A 15,908-nucleotide genomic window follows, 5' to 3' on the forward strand; every position below is an offset into this window, starting at 1 on the left:
CATCTGAGCAACCCACTTCCCACCGAAGTTGTTGTTTTTGGCTAACAGACTGGTCTTCTGGCTTAGCGTCACTCTCACCCGCCCTTCCCAATCTTGCGATCAGTGACATTACGGGTTCGTCAGCATCACAGCAGCGGGGGCTGCGGGGGATTTAAACCCCCTTCCCAACCACACAATGTGGTATATCAGTTAGCATTACAGTTAGTCGCGCATGGAATTAATTCACGCGTCTTCATACATGGAGACATAATTTAAAAACGCTTCAGAACATCACCAAATAAAAACTCGACACATGTTATAGCCACTAAAGAATTAAATTCTTGCGCTACGACAATTTATCAGACCAATTAAATTTACTTACTTTGACACACTCCACAATTAATACCCTTCTTGTTCATGCAATAACAAAACCCTCTTTTCTCTCATTTTTAAACGTCAAAATAGTTGCAGTAAATACGCCAATAACTTCATGAAAATAAATCACAATAATATGAAAATAAATCAAATAACAAACACGCCCTGTCGGTAACACATATTCCGCATTCAGTGTGATATTTATTTTTATTGCTAAACCAGTGGATAAAACTATATTGTGACAAATCAATAAAAGCCATTTAGTGCCGTGTCACTATCGCGCAAATTCTAATTAACTATCCCCAAAATAATTCGAGTTGCAGCAAGGCGGCAACTTGAAGTATGAAGGGGATAAACGAGGTGGTGAACGTGGCAATAGCCCAATGCCCCGCATCCTGCGGCGAACTTATCCAGGGGTGGATCCTCGGCAGCGAAAAGCTGGTGTCTTGTCCTGTGGACTGGTACAGCACCGTTGAAGTCACCACAGGTGCCCCGCTGGCGAATGAACTTCCTCTCTCACGCGCCATGGTGAAACAGCTTCTTTCTCACTGGCAATATCCGGCAGATCTGAGCCGTGAAATTCGTATTGAGCGTCACTCTACTATTCCGGTAGCCAAAGGGATGGCCAGTAGCACCGCGGATATTGCCGCCACGGCGCTCGCCACCGCCCATTATTTAGGTCATGAACTCGGTGAAGAGGCGCTGGCGGCGTTGTGTGTTTCGCTCGAACCCACCGACAGCACTATTTTTCGCAGCCTGTCGCTGTTCGATCATAACAAAGGGACGACGCGTATTGCCTGTAATCCGCAACCGGAGCTGGATCTGCTGGTGCTCGAAAGCCCATTAACGTTGCGTACGGCAGATTATCACCGCATGGAGAGAAATACCTTGCTGCAAAGGCATGTCACCGTACTGGAGACCGCCTGGGAAAAAATTCAGCAAGCCTGTGAGCAGAACAATCCGCGACTGATGGGCGAAGGCGCAACGCTTAGCGCGCAGGCGAGCCAGAATATTCTGCCCAAACCCGAGTTTAAGGCCTTGTTATCACTGGTAGAAAAGTGTGATCTCTACGGTATCAATGTCGCTCACAGTGGAAGCGTGGTGGGGTTACTGCTGGACCGCAACAAGCATGACGTTGATCTTGTGAAAGGGTTATTGACGGAATCACGCTTAAACCAGCACTGGCCGGTGCATCACTTGCTGAAGATGGTCGAGGGCGGCGCGACCTTACAGTAACGACAGCTAAAAAAGAGCGTTCTGGAAAAGGCTCTCCACCTGTTGGTGAATTTCATCAGTATTGTTCTCTGACACGGCTTGCCGCAGAGGTGCATGATGAAAAAACATCGTCCAGAATGCCCGTTTTCTCTCGCGGATATCACAAGATTGATTAACCCGCTCCCGCAACACGCCCGCCAGTAACACCATCTCACGCATACCAGCAGGAAGCTGCTCAGACAGATGTTGTTTGAGGATTTTGCTGTAAACCGGCGCATGCCCACCACAACTCACGGCAATGATCACCGGAGAGCAATCGATAATGGCAGGGGTAATAAATGATGCGCACGAAGGGTCATCAACACAATTACAGAACTTCTGTTCAGCCGTTGCCCATTGACTGACCTGGCGATTAGCCGCAGCGTCATTGGTTGCCGCGATCGCCAGCCAACACCCGGTAAGATGCTGTTTTAACAATGGAACTGGGAGCCACTCGATATCGTGTTCTGCACAAAGCTGCTCGAGCTCAGAAGTGATCGACGGTGCGACCAGGCGCAACGTCGCCCCCGCCTGCAACAGGCCACGGGCTTTATGCGTGGCAACCTGACCGCCGCCAACAATCAAACAGCGCTTGCCTTTCAAATCACAAAATAGTGGAAAGTAGTCCATCGTGGCGTGGGTGTGAGTTGGGGGTAAGTGTGCCCGGCTGATAGTGTCAGTCACGCGTTAATATCTGGGTTAACGCCTGAATCAACGTCCTGTTTTCATCTTCCGTACGCACTGCCACCCGAAAGTAACTGCTATCAAGGCCGGGATAGTTTTCACAGTGGCGAATCAGAATACGATGCGCTAACAGCGCAGCTTTCAAATCAATATCTTTTTTAATACATCTGAAAAACAGGTAGTTAGCTGTCGGCTTCCAGACCAGCAACGACGCAAACTGGCTCAGGGCCTGCCATAAATAATCCCGCTGTCGGGCAATATACTTATGGCTGACGTTAATATAATCGTCATCATTGAGCAGGTACTGGCCGACGAGTGACGAGAGCGCATTGACCGACCAGGGCTCGCGGTTATTTTTCAGCTGACGGATTCTCGCCCTGTTACCACTGAGCAAATAGCCCAGACGAAGACCTGGGATGGCAAAAAATTTGGTTAGCGAACGCAGCAGGTAGAGATAACGCGAGTGCGTCAAACGTAAGGCCAGGCTTGACCCTTGGGGAAGAAAATCAATAAAAGCTTCATCAACTATCAGCGCTATCTGGAGCGTTTCACACAATTCCGCCAGTTCGATTAACAGCTGAGGTTCAGGCATCAATCCTGTTGGGTTATTCGGCGTGGCAATAAACAGGCAGTCAGGCCTTCGTTGACGAACGGCTTCGAGGAGTTGTCTATCCGGCTGGAAGCCCTGCTCCTCATTTAACCGATATTCAATCACCTCGCAGCCATGCTGCACCAGTGCCCGGCGATATTCAGCAAAACCGGGCACCAGAAGCATTGCGCGACGTGGAGATAACGCCCGCACCAGGCCATAAATCAGCTCCGTGGCGCCGTTTCCGGCAATCACCTGCTCAACATCACACTGATTGGCCATTGCCAGCGTCTGATGAAGATGGCGATATTCAATATCCGGATAGCGCTCAATAACATCCAGATGAGAGGTAATCAGCGATTTGACGCGCTCTGATAAACCAAGAGGATTGATATTTGCGCTGAAATCCAGCAGGGATTCTGGGGCAATACCGAGTTGTTGTGCGACTTCGACACTGTTCCCGCCATGTTCACTCATGGGTCTGCCTCACAGAAAACCAGCGCATTAGCAGACAAACTCCTGGTCAATTTCTAGCTGCGTAGCCGAAAATGCCAGTACATCATGCAGATTCACAACGTCACCAATAACGATCAGTGCGGGGGCATGAAGTTGTTGGCGCTCGACTTCGAGGTGAATCGTGGCAAGCGTTCCACGCGCAACCTGCTGGCGCGTCTGGCTGGCATACATCACCACGGCGGCTGGCGTATCCGCAGACTTTCCACCGGCCATTAATTGCTGGCATATTTCTACCAGCCTAGTCATTCCCATCAGGATAACCAGCGTCCCGTCAAGCTGCGCAAAAGCATGCCAGTTTTGCGGGTCATTACCCTGACACATGTGTCCGGTAATAACATGGAAGCTGGAGGCGTAATCGCGGTGCGTCACTGGGATCCCTGCGTAAACCAGGCCACCAATAGCGGAACTGATACCCGGTACAACCTCGAATGCCAGCCCCTCTTTTGCCAATTGTTCCACTTCTTCAGCACCACGACCAAAAACATAAGGGTCACCGCCTTTTAGACGGACAACCTGTTTGTTCTGCCGGGCATGTTCCACCAGGATGGCATTAATTTCGTCCTGGGGAATCGGGTGGTGATTAGGGTTCTTCCCAACATTAATCATGAGACAGTCTTCCGGAGCCTGTCTTAATAGTTCAGGGTTAACCAAACGGTCGTAAACAATCACTTCTGCATGACGAATCGCATATAACCCTTTTACGGTAATTAAAGAAACATCACCGGGGCCAGCACCAACAAGCCAGACTTTCCCTTCATTCATAGAATCTTCCTAAATGATAAGTTTAAAAAAAAACTCCAACATCATAATTTGGCGCTTAAATTCCAACACATTATTCAGGAGTCACCGTGAAAAATACTTGATGTGCTTCTCATTATTTATTGACTTTACAGAAAGAGGTTATACATAAATATCAGAAAATGAAAAATAGTGATGGGCATTAATATTAGTTATTAATTTGATGTATTTGGTATTCATTGCAATAAAACACCTCATTAATATTAACATTCTATTAACTGAATAAGTTAATTTAATCTACCACCTAATTTTCCGTACATTCAGGTATACCCTTAACACTTAAAAATCCGTTAAGGAATTCACACTTTCACTTAAAGAACCTTCTTAATTCGTTATTAATTATAACAACATTTGAATTAAATGCAAAATAGGATTCAGATCACAAACATGAAAACAAACTCACTCGCAATTATAATTTAAATATTAAAAACCCTATAAAAAACAATTTTAAAACACTGATTTTAAAGACAATTTAAATAACTGACCACAAAACAATCATTTTACGAAAGATATTCTGAAAATAGATCAATTGCATGAATCTCGCCAGGAAAAGAAACTCCAGCCCAGTTAAAAGGCGCAATCAACCTGCGCAACAAATAATAGCAATAGTTCTTACTTTCTGATTATCAGCCCTACAGAGGATTATTAATGAAAAAATCAACACTTGTTATTGGCGTCATTGGTGCTGACTGCCATGCGGTAGGCAATAAAGTTTTGGATCGCGTTTTTACTGCCCATGATTTTCGCGTAATCAATCTGGGGGTAATGGTAAGCCAGGACGAGTACATCGATGCCGCTATCGAAACGGGTGCCGATGCCATTGTGGTGTCATCAATTTATGGTCACGGTGACATCGACTGCCTGGGTCTGCGCGAACGTTGTATTGAACGCGGGATTGGCGACATTCTGCTCTATGTGGGCGGCAACCTCGTCGTCGGCAAACATGACTTTGCAGACATTGAAGCCAAGTTCAAAGATATGGGCTTCAACCGCGTCTTCGCCCCGAGCCGCGACCTCGAAGATGTTTGTAGCCTGATTGCGAATGACATTGACGAACGTTGTCTTGAAGAGGCCTTCTGATGCAAATCGTCTCTGTCGACATCGGCTCGACGTGGACCAAGGCAGCCCTCTTTGCTCGGGAGGGGGATGCGTTAACGTTGGTGAACCACGTCCTGACCCCAACCACCACGCACCATTTGGCTGACGGATTCTTTAACAGCCTGAATAAGGTGCTAAATGTTAGCGATGCTCGCCCACTGTTGAACAGCGGTGAAGTGACCCTGAAATACTCCTCATCAGCGAAAGGCGGTCTTGCCGTTGCCGCTATGGGGCTGGTGCCGTCAATCACCCTGGAATCAGCGAAAGTGACCGCCCACTCAGCGGGAGCGAAAATCGCGCAGTACTACTCGTACAAGCTCAATCGCCACGATATCAAGGCGCTGGAAACCTCACCTCCTGACATTCTGCTGTTTACCGGTGGAACCGACGGCGGTGAAGAAAGTTACGGTCTGGCCAACGCCCATGCGCTGGCGGAATCGAACCTGGATTGCGCCATTATCTACGCAGGAAACCGCGACATTCAGGACGATATACAGTCGATTCTGGGGCATAAAGATCTGACCACGGTGGACAACATTCTGCCCGATCTCGATCACCCCAATCCTTATGCCGCCCGGCAGGCGATTTGCGATCTGTTTTTGTCCCGTATCGTCAAAGGAAAAGGTCTGGACGTCATCGTGGGGGAAACGGGCGAGGAGCCGATGCCGACGCCGTGGACCGTCTACGAGTTGGCGAAAGCGATCAGCGATTCCGACAGCGCGTGGAAGGAGTTCATGCTGATTGATATGGGCGGCGCGACGACCGATGTCTACTCCACCAGCGCAAATAACCTTTCTCCTGACACCGTGCTGCACGGCGTGCCTGAACCGTTCGTCAAACGCACCGTAGAGGGCGATTTGGGGATGCGCGTCTCTGCCATGGTTGTCGGCGACAGCACTCAGGAACTGGTGAATGTGGTCTTCGCGCATCAACCACAACGCCAGGAAGCTTTTTATCGCTATCTGCAACATCTGGCGGCTCAACCGGATTACCTGCCGTGTAACGAGGAAGAGCGGTATTTCGACACCGTACTGGCCGGACTGTGTGTCGGCTACGCCAGCGAACGCCATGCAGGCACCAAAAAACAGGTGTGCACCTGCGTGGGAAGCGTCGATTTGCAGATGGGACGCGACCTGACCACCGTTCGTCGAGTGATTGGCTCAGGCGGATGGCTCTCCCGCGCCAGCCAGTTCGACATCCACAACTGGATGAAATACCGCGAACTTGACGACGACGGCAGACGCATTCTGTTACCCACCCAATTTGAATATTACCGCGATTCAAAAGGCTTGCTTCCGCTGCTGGCAAACGTCGCCAGGCTTTATCCGCAGCTTGCCGCTCGCACCAGCATTCAATGTTTAACCCTATAGATAAGGCTGCAACGAATGGAACTCCGTAATAAAAAGTTAACCCATGATGAATTCATGACCGAACGGCATCAGGTCCTCCAGACCTGGCATACCGGTAAAGACGTTGAGAACTTTGAAGATGGCGTGAAGTACCAGCAAACCATTCCGGAGAATAAACGCTTTTCTCATGCCCTGCTGAAGGCCGATCAGGAAGGTAAAACCCTGAGCCAGCCGCGTGCGGGCGTGGCCTTAATGGATGAGCACATCGAACTGCTCAAAACGTTGCAGGAAGAGTGTGACCTTCTGCCTTCCACCATTGATGCCTATACCCGTCTTAACCGCTACGAAGAAGCGGCGGTCGGGATTCAGAAATCCATTGAAGCCGGGACATCCAAGTTAAACGGCCTGCCCGTTGTCAACCACGGTGTGGCTGCCTGCCGTCGTTTGACCGAAACGCTGGAAAAACCCATACAGATTCGTCACGGAACGCCGGATGCGCGCCTGCTGGCTGAAATCTCGATGGCCAGTGGATTTACCAGCTACGAAGGTGGCGGCATCTCTTACAACATCCCTTACGCCAAGCGCGTCACACTGGAAAAATCCATTCGTGACTGGCAGTACTGCGACCGTTTGATGGGCCTGTATGAAGAAAATGGCATTCGCATTAACCGCGAACCGTTCGGCCCGCTGACCGGTACGCTGATCCCGCCTTTCATGTCGCATTCCGTGGCGATCATCGAAGGTTTGCTGGCGCTGGAACAGGGCGTGAAATCCATTACCGTTGGCTACGGCCAGGTGGGCTGCCTGACCCAGGATATCGCCGCAATTAAGTCGCTGCGCGAACTGTCCCATGAGTATTTCTATAACTACGGCTTCGATGATTACGAGCTGAGCACTGTATTCCACCAGTGGATGGGCGGCTTCCCGGAAGATGAATCCAAAGCCTTCGGCATTATCTCCTGGGGTGCAGCGGTGGCGGGTATGGCCGGTGCCACTAAGGTGATCACCAAGAGTCCACACGAAGCCTTCGGTATCCCAACGGCTGCGGCTAACGCCCAGGGTCTGAAAGCCTCACGCCAGATGCTCAACATGGTCAGCGACCAGAAATTCCCAGCGTGCCCAGCCGTCGATCAGGAAGTGTCCCTGATTAAGAGCGAAGTGCGTGCCGTGCTGAAGAAGGTCTTCGAGCTGGGTAATGGCGATATCGCACGCGGAACGGTACTGGCGTTTGAAGCTGGCGTGCTGGATGTGCCTTTCGCCCCAGCCTCCTGTAATGCAGGCAAAATTTTACCGGTGCGCGATAACGCGGGCGCCATTCGTATTCTTGATGCTGGAGCGGTTCCGCTGCCGGATGACATTCTGGCCCTGCACCGTGACTACGTCGCGGAGCGTGCGCAATTCGAAGGCCGTAAACCTTCATTCCAGATGGTTATTGATGACATCAACGCTGTATCCCACAGTAAATTAATAGGAAGACCATGATGAAAATTAAACAAGCGCTTTTCACCGCAGGCTACTCCTCATTTTATTTTGACGATCAACAGGCCATTAAAGATGGTGCCGGTCACGACGGCTTCATTTATACCGGCAAACCCGTCACACCGGGTTTCACAGCCGTGCGTCAGGCGGGGGAATGCGTTTCGGTACAGCTGATTCTGGAAAATGGGGCGGTTGCTGTCGGTGACTGTGCGGCGGTGCAATATTCAGGGGCTGGCGGCCGCGATCCGTTGTTCCTTGCGGAAAACTTTATTCCGTTCCTCAACGACCATATCAAACCGTTGCTGGAAGGGCGTGATGTCGACGCGTTCCTGCCGAATGCGCGCTTTTTCGACACATTGATGATCGACGGGCATCTGCTCCATACCGCCGTTCGTTATGGTCTTTCTCAGGCGCTGCTCGATGCCACTGCGCTGGCTACAGGCTGTATCAAAGCGGAAGTGGTCTGTAACGAATGGCAGTTGCCATGCGTCCCGGAAGCGATTCCATTATTCGGCCAGAGCGGTGATGACCGCTATATCGCTGTCGATAAAATGATCCTGAAAGGTGTGGATGTCTTGCCGCATGCGCTGATCAACAACGTGGAGGAGAAGCTGGGCTTCCATGGTGAAAAACTGCGCGAGTATGTGCGCTGGTTGTCTGACCGCATTCTGAAGCTGCGCACCAGCAAGAGCTATCAACCGACACTCCATATCGACGTGTACGGCACCATCGGTCTGATTTTCGATATGGACCCGGTGCGTTGCGCCGAGTACATCGCCAGCCTTGAGAAAGAAGCACAGGGTCTGCCGCTGTACATTGAAGGCCCTGTTGATGCCGGTAACAAACCGGATCAGATCCTCATGCTGACCGCCATTACCCATGAGCTGACCCGTCTGGGTTCCGGTGTGAAGATCGTCGCCGACGAATGGTGTAATACCTACCAGGATATCGTCGATTTCACCGACGCGGGCAGTTGCCACATGGTGCAGATCAAAACGCCAGATCTCGGGGGAATTCATAACATCGTTGACGCCGTGCTTTATTGCAATAAACACGGAATGGAAGCCTATCAAGGCGGTACCTGTAACGAAACCGAGATCAGTGCTCGCACCTGTGTTCACGTGGCTCTGGCCGCGCGTCCAATGCGCATGTTGATAAAGCCAGGTATGGGCTTTGATGAAGGTCTCAATATTGTGTTCAACGAAATGAACCGCACTATTGCGCTCCTGCAGACAAAGGATTGAGAAATGGCACGCACATTTAAGATCTTGTCACCGACGGCTATCCTGGGTTATGGCTTCCCGGAAGAGAGTTTTCGTAAAGCCATGGAAGAGTCACCGGATCTGATTGCTGTTGACGCGGGTTCCTCCGATCCTGGTCCCCACTACCTCGGTGCAGGTAAACCCTTTACCGATCGGGCGGGCGTCAAACGCGATCTGCGCTATATGATCACCGCGGGTGTTAAAAACAACATTCCGGTCGTCATTGGTACAGCCGGAGGTTCAGGCGCTGCACCGCACCTGGAATGGTGCCGCCAGATAATCCTCGAGATTGCGCAGGAAGAGAATTTAAGTTTCTCCATGGCGTTGATCCCGTCAGATGTCGACAAAGCTACGGTTCATCAGGCACTGGATAACGGCGCGATCACCGCACTGGATTTTGTCCCTGAACTGACCCACGAAGCGATTGAAGAGAGTACTTACATCGTCGCGCAAATGGGCATCGAACCTTTCCAACGTGCGCTGGAAGCTGGTGCGCAGGTGGTGTTAGGCGGACGTGCTTACGATCCAGCCTGTTTCGCCGCGCTGCCGATCATGAAAGGCTTTGATGAAGGGCTGGCGCTGCACTGCGGGAAGATCCTCGAATGTGCGGCCATTGCCGCGACGCCAGGTTCTGGTTCGGACTGCGCCATGGGCATCATTGATGAACACGGCTTTACGCTGAAGACATTCAATCCTAAGCGTAAATTCACCGAAACATCCGCTGCGGCACACACGCTGTATGAGAAATCCGATCCGTACTTCCTGCCAGGGCCGGGCGGCGTGCTGAATCTGAAAGGCTGTAGCTTCAAGGCCGTTAACGACGGAGAGGTTTACGTCAGCGGTTCACGCCATGAAGAAACGCCTTATGCGCTGAAACTGGAAGGGGCGCGTCAGGTTGGTTTCCGTTGCCTGACCATTGCCGGGACACGCGATCCGATCATGATCGCCGGCATTGATACCATTCTTGAAGAGGTCAAAGCCAGCGTAGCGAGCAACCTCTCGCTCAATGACGACAGTATCCGCATCACGTTCCATCTGTATGGCAAAAACGGCGTCATGGGTATCCATGAACCGATGCAAACAGCCGGACATGAACTGGGGATCTTGTTGGACGTGGTCGCTCCGACGCAGGATATCGCCAACAGCGTCTGTTCGCTGGTGCGCTCAACCCTGCTGCACTACGGCTATGAAAACCGAATTGCGACCGCCGGTAACCTCGCGTTCCCGTTCTCGCCATCCGACATTCAGGCAGGGCCAGTGTATGAGTTCTCTATCTATCACCTGATAGATGCAAACGACGACCTACGTTTTGATTTCTCCATTGAACAGGTGACGCCAGAAGGAGTTCAGGCATGAAACAGTCCATTTGCTCATTGGCGCAGGTCATTCGTTCCAAAAACGCCGGACCGTACGAACTGGTATTAGATATTTTATTTAAAACCCGGGAAGACTATCAGCGAGTAAAAGCATCTGAGCAATTAACACCACAGCTTATTGCCGATTTATATCACGTCGAGCCTGAAACTATTCACCGCATTGTCTGGTTTGATCCAGCTAACGCGGTAAAGATTGTCATGCCGCGCGATATTATTTCAGGAAGCGTAGGTGACAATGATGTTTATGGTGCTCAGCAACATGCACCTTTATTAAGTATTCAGTTCGACCTGTAGTAACAATAATACAACAACATCAATGGGTGTGCGGGATATTGCTGTATCCAAGCACACCAAATTATTCATGCGGTTGGTCATAAACAGGTGTGTGCCTTGAGTGAAGCGGGGTACACGCCGCCCTACACCTTAATACCCAACCATTATCCGATGGAGTAAACATGAAGAAAATTAGTTTAACAAAAATGATCATACTAGGCCTGATATTAGGCATGATTACGGGTGTGGTCATTAATAATATGGCATCGGCAGATACAGCAAAATCGTATGCAGGAGATATTTCCATTTTCACCACCATATTCTTACGAATGGTGAAAATGATTATCGCGCCATTGGTAATATCTACCCTGGTTGTTGGTATTGCCAAAATGGGCGATGCTAAAACTCTGGGTCGTATATTCTCGAAAACGTTCTTCCTCTTTATTTGCGCCTCTCTGCTGTCCATTGCACTGGGTCTGGTGATTGTTAATATCTTCCAACCAGGTGCGGGCATTAACTTTGTGCCTCACGATGTCGGTGCGTTGTCAGCCGTTAAATCTGAACCGTTCACGCTGAAAGTCTTTATTTCACACGCCGTGCCAACCAGTATTGTCGATGCGATGGCGCGCAATGAAATTCTGCAAATTGTGGTGTTCTCTATTTTCCTCGGCTGCAGCCTGGCGGCAATTGGGGAAAAAGCCGAACCTATCGTGAAAGTGCTCGATTCTCTGGTACACGTGATGCTGAAGCTGACGGGCTATGTGATGCTGTTTGCACCACTGACCGTTTTCGCTGCTATCTCTGGTCTTATCGCCGAACGTGGTTTAGGTGTGATGGTCAGCGCAGGGATCTTCATGGGTGAGTTCTACCTGACTCTGGGGATGCTCTGGGCAATTCTGATTGGCCTCTCCACCATGCTCGTCGGGCCGTGTATTGGTCGTCTGACCAAAATGATCCTCGAACCTGCCCTTCTGGCTTTCACCACCTCCAGCTCCGAAGCGGCTTTCCCTGGCACGCTGAATAAACTGGAGACGTTTGGCGTTTCCTCAAAGATTGCCAGTTTCGTGCTGCCAATCGGCTACTCCTTTAACCTCGTCGGCTCAATGGCTTACTGCTCTTTCGCCACGGTATTCATTGCGCAGGCTTGCAACATTGAACTGAGCATGGGCGAGCAGATCACCATGCTGTTGATCCTGATGTTGACCTCTAAAGGCATGGCCGGTGTACCACGTGCGTCAATGGTGGTTATCGCCGCCACGCTCAACCAGTTCAATATTCCAGAAGCAGGATTGATTCTGTTGATGGGTGTCGATCCGTTCCTCGACATGGGCCGTTCAGCAACCAACGTGATGAGTAACGCGATGGGTGCAGCCATTGTTGGCCGTTGGGAAGGTGAGCACTTCGGTGAAGGTTGCCGTGGTGCCGCTCCGACCAAAACCCCTGGCATCGAACGCCCGGCGGTATCTGAAGCGACCGTTTAATGATATTTGAGGCCGACGTCTGTCGGCCTTTTTTACCACAACAACACAGGGCTACAACGTGAAAATAAAACTATTAGCAGCAAGTGTGTTATCGATCAGTTTCTTATTCAGCGCCACCACACTTGCGCAATCCGCGCCAGACTACACCGCACTCATCACGCAGGCGCATCAAAAATATAAAAACAATAACGACGGAAAAGTCGCTGACTATATCCCAGCGCTTGCCACCTACAGTCCGCAAAATTTTGCCATCACCATCGCCACGGTGGACGGCAAAATTTACCAGGTCGGTGATGTTAAAAAAGCCTTCCCCATGGAGTCCCTGAGCAAGGTATTTACGATGGCGCTCGCCATGGAACAACACGGGCCACAAGAGGTTCTGGATAAACTCGGTGCCAATGCCACCGGGCTGCCGTTCAACTCAGGTTTAGCCGTGGAGCTGACAAAAGGCGCGCCGGAGAACCCGCTGGTGAATGCGGGTGCGATGAGCACCGTGAGCCTGATTGAAGCAAAAGATAAAACCGACCGCTGGAACAAAATTCTCAACAACCTGAACGCATGGGCGGATGCTTCGTTGACCGTCAACGAACCGGTATTCAAATCAGAAATGGAGACCAACCAGCACAACCAGGCGCTGGCGCAATTAATGGACTCCTATAACAGTTTCTATGGCGATACGCGTGAAGCCGTTGAAATTTATACCCGCCAGTGTTCCGTCGATGTCACCGTCGAACAGCTCGCCAAAATGGGAGCCGTCCTCGCCAATAAAGGCAAATCGCCTTACAACGGAAAGCAGCTGTTAAACGAAAAATATGTTCCGCAAGTGTTGGCGGAAATGGCTATTGCCGGGCTGTATGACGGCAGCGGCAAATGGCTTTACACCGTCGGTATTCCGGCGAAAAGCGGTGTGGGTGGCGGCATGGTCGCCGTGGTTCCTGGGGAATATGCCATCGCCGTGTACTCTCCGCCGCTGGATTCCGCAGGTAACAGCGTGCGCGCCCAGCAAACCATTGAATATGTTGCGCAAGCGACACGGTCTAATCTCTTTTTAGCAAAATAAGTCCCAGGAAAAGGGCATCCAAACAGATGCCCTTTCATCAATGAATGATAAGTGAGAAGTCGACATGTCTAAACCATTTGCCTGGCAGGATCCGTTTTTTCAAAGCAAAGATAGTACGGAATACGCATTGCTCAGCGACCAACACATTACAGTGACAGAACTGGACGGTGAAGAGGTCATCAAAGTTGCCCCAGAGGCCTTAACGTTACTGGCTCAGCATGCTTTTTATGAAGCGTCGTTTTTCCTGCGTGCTACGCATCTCAAACAAGTTGCCAGCATCCTGCACGACCCACAGGCCAGTGATAATGACAAATACGTTGCGCTACAACTGTTACGCAACGCGGAAGTGTCGGCAAAAGGCGTGCTGCCCAATTGCCAGGATACCGGGACGGCAACCATTGTGGCGTCTAAAGGTCAGCACATCTGGACGGGAGGCGATGATGCCGAAGCCTTAAGTAAAGGCATCTACACCACTTTCCAGGAAAATAATCTCCGTTACTCGCAGAATGCGCCGTTGGACATGTACACCGAGGTGAACACGCAGACCAACCTGCCGGCACAAATTGATATCAGCGCGACGCCGGGCAACGAATATCGCTTCCTGTTCGTCAACAAAGGGGGCGGCTCCGCCAACAAAGCGGCCTTGTTCCAGGAAACCAAATCGCTTCTTCAGCCTGAAAAGCTGACCGCTTACCTGATTGAAAAAATGAAATCGCTGGGTACTGCTGCCTGCCCTCCTTACCATATCGCGTTTGTGGTGGGTGGACTGTCGGCCGATCAGGCGCTGAAAGTCGCTAAACTGGCGTCGACAAAATATTATGACAACCTGCCAACCGAAGGGAACGAACTGGGCCAGGCATTCCGCGATACGGCACTTGAAACCGCGTTGCTTAATGCCAGCCGTGAATTTGGTATCGGCGCACAATTTGGTGGCAAATACTTCGCCCATGATATCCGAGTGATCCGTCTGCCACGCCATGGCGGCTCCTGCCCGATAGCGATGGCCCTCTCCTGCTCTGCTGACCGCAACATTAAAGGCAAGATTAATAAGCAGGGTATCTGGCTGGAAAAACTCGAACACAATCCGGGTAAATTTATCCCCGATTCTCAGCGTACAGAGAATAGCGCTCAGACGGTTCATCTCGACCTTAATCGCCCACTGAAGACGATCCTGGACGACCTGTCAGCGCTGCCTATCGGCACGCGCGTGTCGTTAAATGGCCCTATCGTGGTCGCCCGCGACATTGCCCATGCAGAGATCAAAGCCCGCCTGGATAAGGGTGAGCCGATGCCTGACTACATGAAAAACCATATCGTCTATTACGCAGGCCCGGCCAAAACTCCTGACAACCTGGCGTGCGGTTCACTCGGGCCAACCACTGGCGGACGCATGGACGGTTATGTTGACCAGTTCCAGGCAGCAGGTGGCAGCTTGATCATGCTCTCAAAAGGAAATCGGAGTCAGCAAGTGACCGATGCCTGCCACAAACACGGTGGGTTTAATCTTGGGAGTATCGGCGGCGCCGCGGCATTACTGGCACAGCAATATGTGAAAAGCTTGCGCTGCCTTGAGTACCCTGAACTGGGCATGGAAGCGGTCTGGATGATGGAAGTGAAAAACTTGCCGGCTTTTGTTCTGGTTGACGATAAAGGCAATAACTTCTTCCAACAGTTTGAGAATAAGCAAAGCTGCGCATCTTGCCCTGCGAAGCATTAAGGAGCGTTTATGGAAACGCGTACCAATACTGAGCGTCATCGTCAGCGGCAGCAAAAGATAAAAGAGCGGGTCGACAGTCGCGTGGCGGCGGCAACCGAAAGGAAAGGTATCGTGATCGTCTTTACCGGGAACGGTAAAGGCAAATCGACCGCAGCCTTTGGGACCGTGACTCGTGCTATCGGCCATGGCAAAACCGTCGGGGTCGCACAATTCATTAAAGGCCAGTGGGATAATGGCGAATACAACACGCTGCACCAGCACAATGTTGAATTCCACATTATGGGCACCGGTTTTACCTGGGAGACGCAAAACAGAGAAGAGGATATACAGGCCGCTCATGCGGTCTGGCAGGAAAGTAAGCGCATGCTCGCGGATGCGCGCTACGACCTGGTTGTTCTCGACGAACTCACTTATATGCTGGCGTATCACTATCTGGATATTCAGGAGGTGATTGCATCAATAGTGAATCGTCCCTCTCATCAAAGTGTGGTAGTGACCGGGCGCGGTTGTCACAGTCAGTTGCTTGATGTTGCAGACACCGTCAGTGAAATCCGGCCGGTAAAACATGCGTTTGATAGCGGGATTCAGGCTCAATCTGGTATTGACTGGTAAGACACG

General features: G+C 50.9%; 14 protein-coding genes and 1 riboswitch. Of the genes, 11 read left to right on the forward strand and 3 right to left on the reverse strand.

The window, feature by feature from the left end; translation table 11 throughout:
• Positions 1-29 precede the first annotated feature (29 nt).
• Positions 30-205: riboswitch (cobalamin riboswitch) on the reverse strand.
• Positions 206-723: 518 nt separating this feature from the next.
• Positions 724-1,590, forward strand: a complete 867-nt coding sequence (locus BSPA111_RS06445; protein WP_183270364.1) for an L-threonine kinase — start codon at positions 724-726, stop codon at positions 1,588-1,590.
• Between the two features lie 6 nt (positions 1,591-1,596).
• Here the strand turns inward: BSPA111_RS06445 and BSPA111_RS06450 are convergent, their stop codons facing one another.
• From BSPA111_RS06450 to cobA, 3 genes are read right to left on the reverse strand one after another with little or no spacing between them, the layout of a single operon-like run.
• Positions 1,597-2,292, reverse strand: a complete 696-nt coding sequence (locus tag BSPA111_RS06450) for a bifunctional precorrin-2 dehydrogenase/sirohydrochlorin ferrochelatase (protein WP_183270365.1) — start codon at positions 2,290-2,292, stop codon at positions 1,597-1,599.
• Positions 2,285-3,358, reverse strand: a complete 1,074-nt coding sequence (gene cobD / locus BSPA111_RS06455; RefSeq protein WP_183270366.1) for a threonine-phosphate decarboxylase CobD — start codon at positions 3,356-3,358, stop codon at positions 2,285-2,287. Before cobD ends, BSPA111_RS06450 begins: the two co-directional genes overlap by 8 nt.
• Before the next feature lie 27 nt (positions 3,359-3,385).
• Positions 3,386-4,159: a uroporphyrinogen-III C-methyltransferase gene (cobA, locus tag BSPA111_RS06460; RefSeq protein ID WP_183270367.1), complete on the reverse strand. Its 774-nt coding sequence runs from the start codon at positions 4,157-4,159 to the stop codon at positions 3,386-3,388.
• A gap of 684 nt (positions 4,160-4,843) precedes the next feature.
• On the opposite strand from cobA, the gene glmS reads away from it, so the two are divergent.
• From glmS to cobO, 10 genes are all read left to right on the forward strand, one after another.
• Positions 4,844-5,275, forward strand: a complete 432-nt coding sequence (gene glmS, locus BSPA111_RS06465; protein WP_183270368.1) for a methylaspartate mutase subunit S — start codon at positions 4,844-4,846, stop codon at positions 5,273-5,275.
• Entirely contained in the window at positions 5,275-6,663 is a 1,389-nt protein-coding gene (gene glmL / locus BSPA111_RS06470) for a methylaspartate mutase accessory protein GlmL (RefSeq protein ID WP_183270369.1), read from the forward strand. Before glmS ends, glmL begins: the two co-directional genes overlap by 1 nt.
• A 15-nt stretch (positions 6,664-6,678) precedes the next feature.
• Entirely contained in the window at positions 6,679-8,124 is a 1,446-nt protein-coding gene (locus BSPA111_RS06475) for a methylaspartate mutase subunit E (protein WP_183270370.1), read from the forward strand.
• On the forward strand, positions 8,124-9,365 hold the full coding sequence (locus tag BSPA111_RS06480; protein ID WP_183270860.1) for a methylaspartate ammonia-lyase: 1,242 nt from the start codon (positions 8,124-8,126) through the stop codon (positions 9,363-9,365). Before BSPA111_RS06475 ends, BSPA111_RS06480 begins: the two co-directional genes overlap by 1 nt.
• Positions 9,366-9,368: 3 nt before the next feature.
• Complete coding sequence (locus BSPA111_RS06485) at positions 9,369-10,739, forward strand: acyclic terpene utilization AtuA family protein (RefSeq protein ID WP_183270371.1); 1,371 nt, start codon at positions 9,369-9,371, stop codon at positions 10,737-10,739.
• Positions 10,736-11,053, forward strand: a complete 318-nt coding sequence (locus BSPA111_RS06490; RefSeq protein ID WP_183270372.1) for a DUF4387 domain-containing protein — start codon at positions 10,736-10,738, stop codon at positions 11,051-11,053. Before BSPA111_RS06485 ends, BSPA111_RS06490 begins: the two co-directional genes overlap by 4 nt.
• A gap of 161 nt (positions 11,054-11,214) precedes the next feature.
• A complete protein-coding gene (locus BSPA111_RS06495; protein WP_183270373.1) occupies positions 11,215-12,513 on the forward strand; it encodes a dicarboxylate/amino acid:cation symporter in 1,299 nt (432 codons plus the stop codon).
• Positions 12,514-12,571: 58 nt separating this feature from the next.
• Positions 12,572-13,573, forward strand: coding sequence for a glutaminase A (gene glsA / locus BSPA111_RS06500; protein WP_183270374.1), 1,002 nt, complete (start codon positions 12,572-12,574; stop codon positions 13,571-13,573).
• A 64-nt stretch (positions 13,574-13,637) separates the two neighbouring features.
• Positions 13,638-15,290, forward strand: a complete 1,653-nt coding sequence (locus BSPA111_RS06505; RefSeq protein WP_183270375.1) for a class I fumarate hydratase — start codon at positions 13,638-13,640, stop codon at positions 15,288-15,290.
• Between the two features lie 9 nt (positions 15,291-15,299).
• Positions 15,300-15,902: a cob(I)yrinic acid a,c-diamide adenosyltransferase gene (cobO, locus tag BSPA111_RS06510; protein ID WP_183270376.1), complete on the forward strand. Its 603-nt coding sequence runs from the start codon at positions 15,300-15,302 to the stop codon at positions 15,900-15,902.
• The last annotated feature ends 6 nt before the right edge of the window (positions 15,903-15,908 follow it).

Origin of the sequence: Buttiauxella sp. A111 (assembly GCF_014189855.1) — a bacterium.
Classification (GTDB): domain Bacteria; phylum Pseudomonadota; class Gammaproteobacteria; order Enterobacterales; family Enterobacteriaceae; genus Buttiauxella; species Buttiauxella selenatireducens.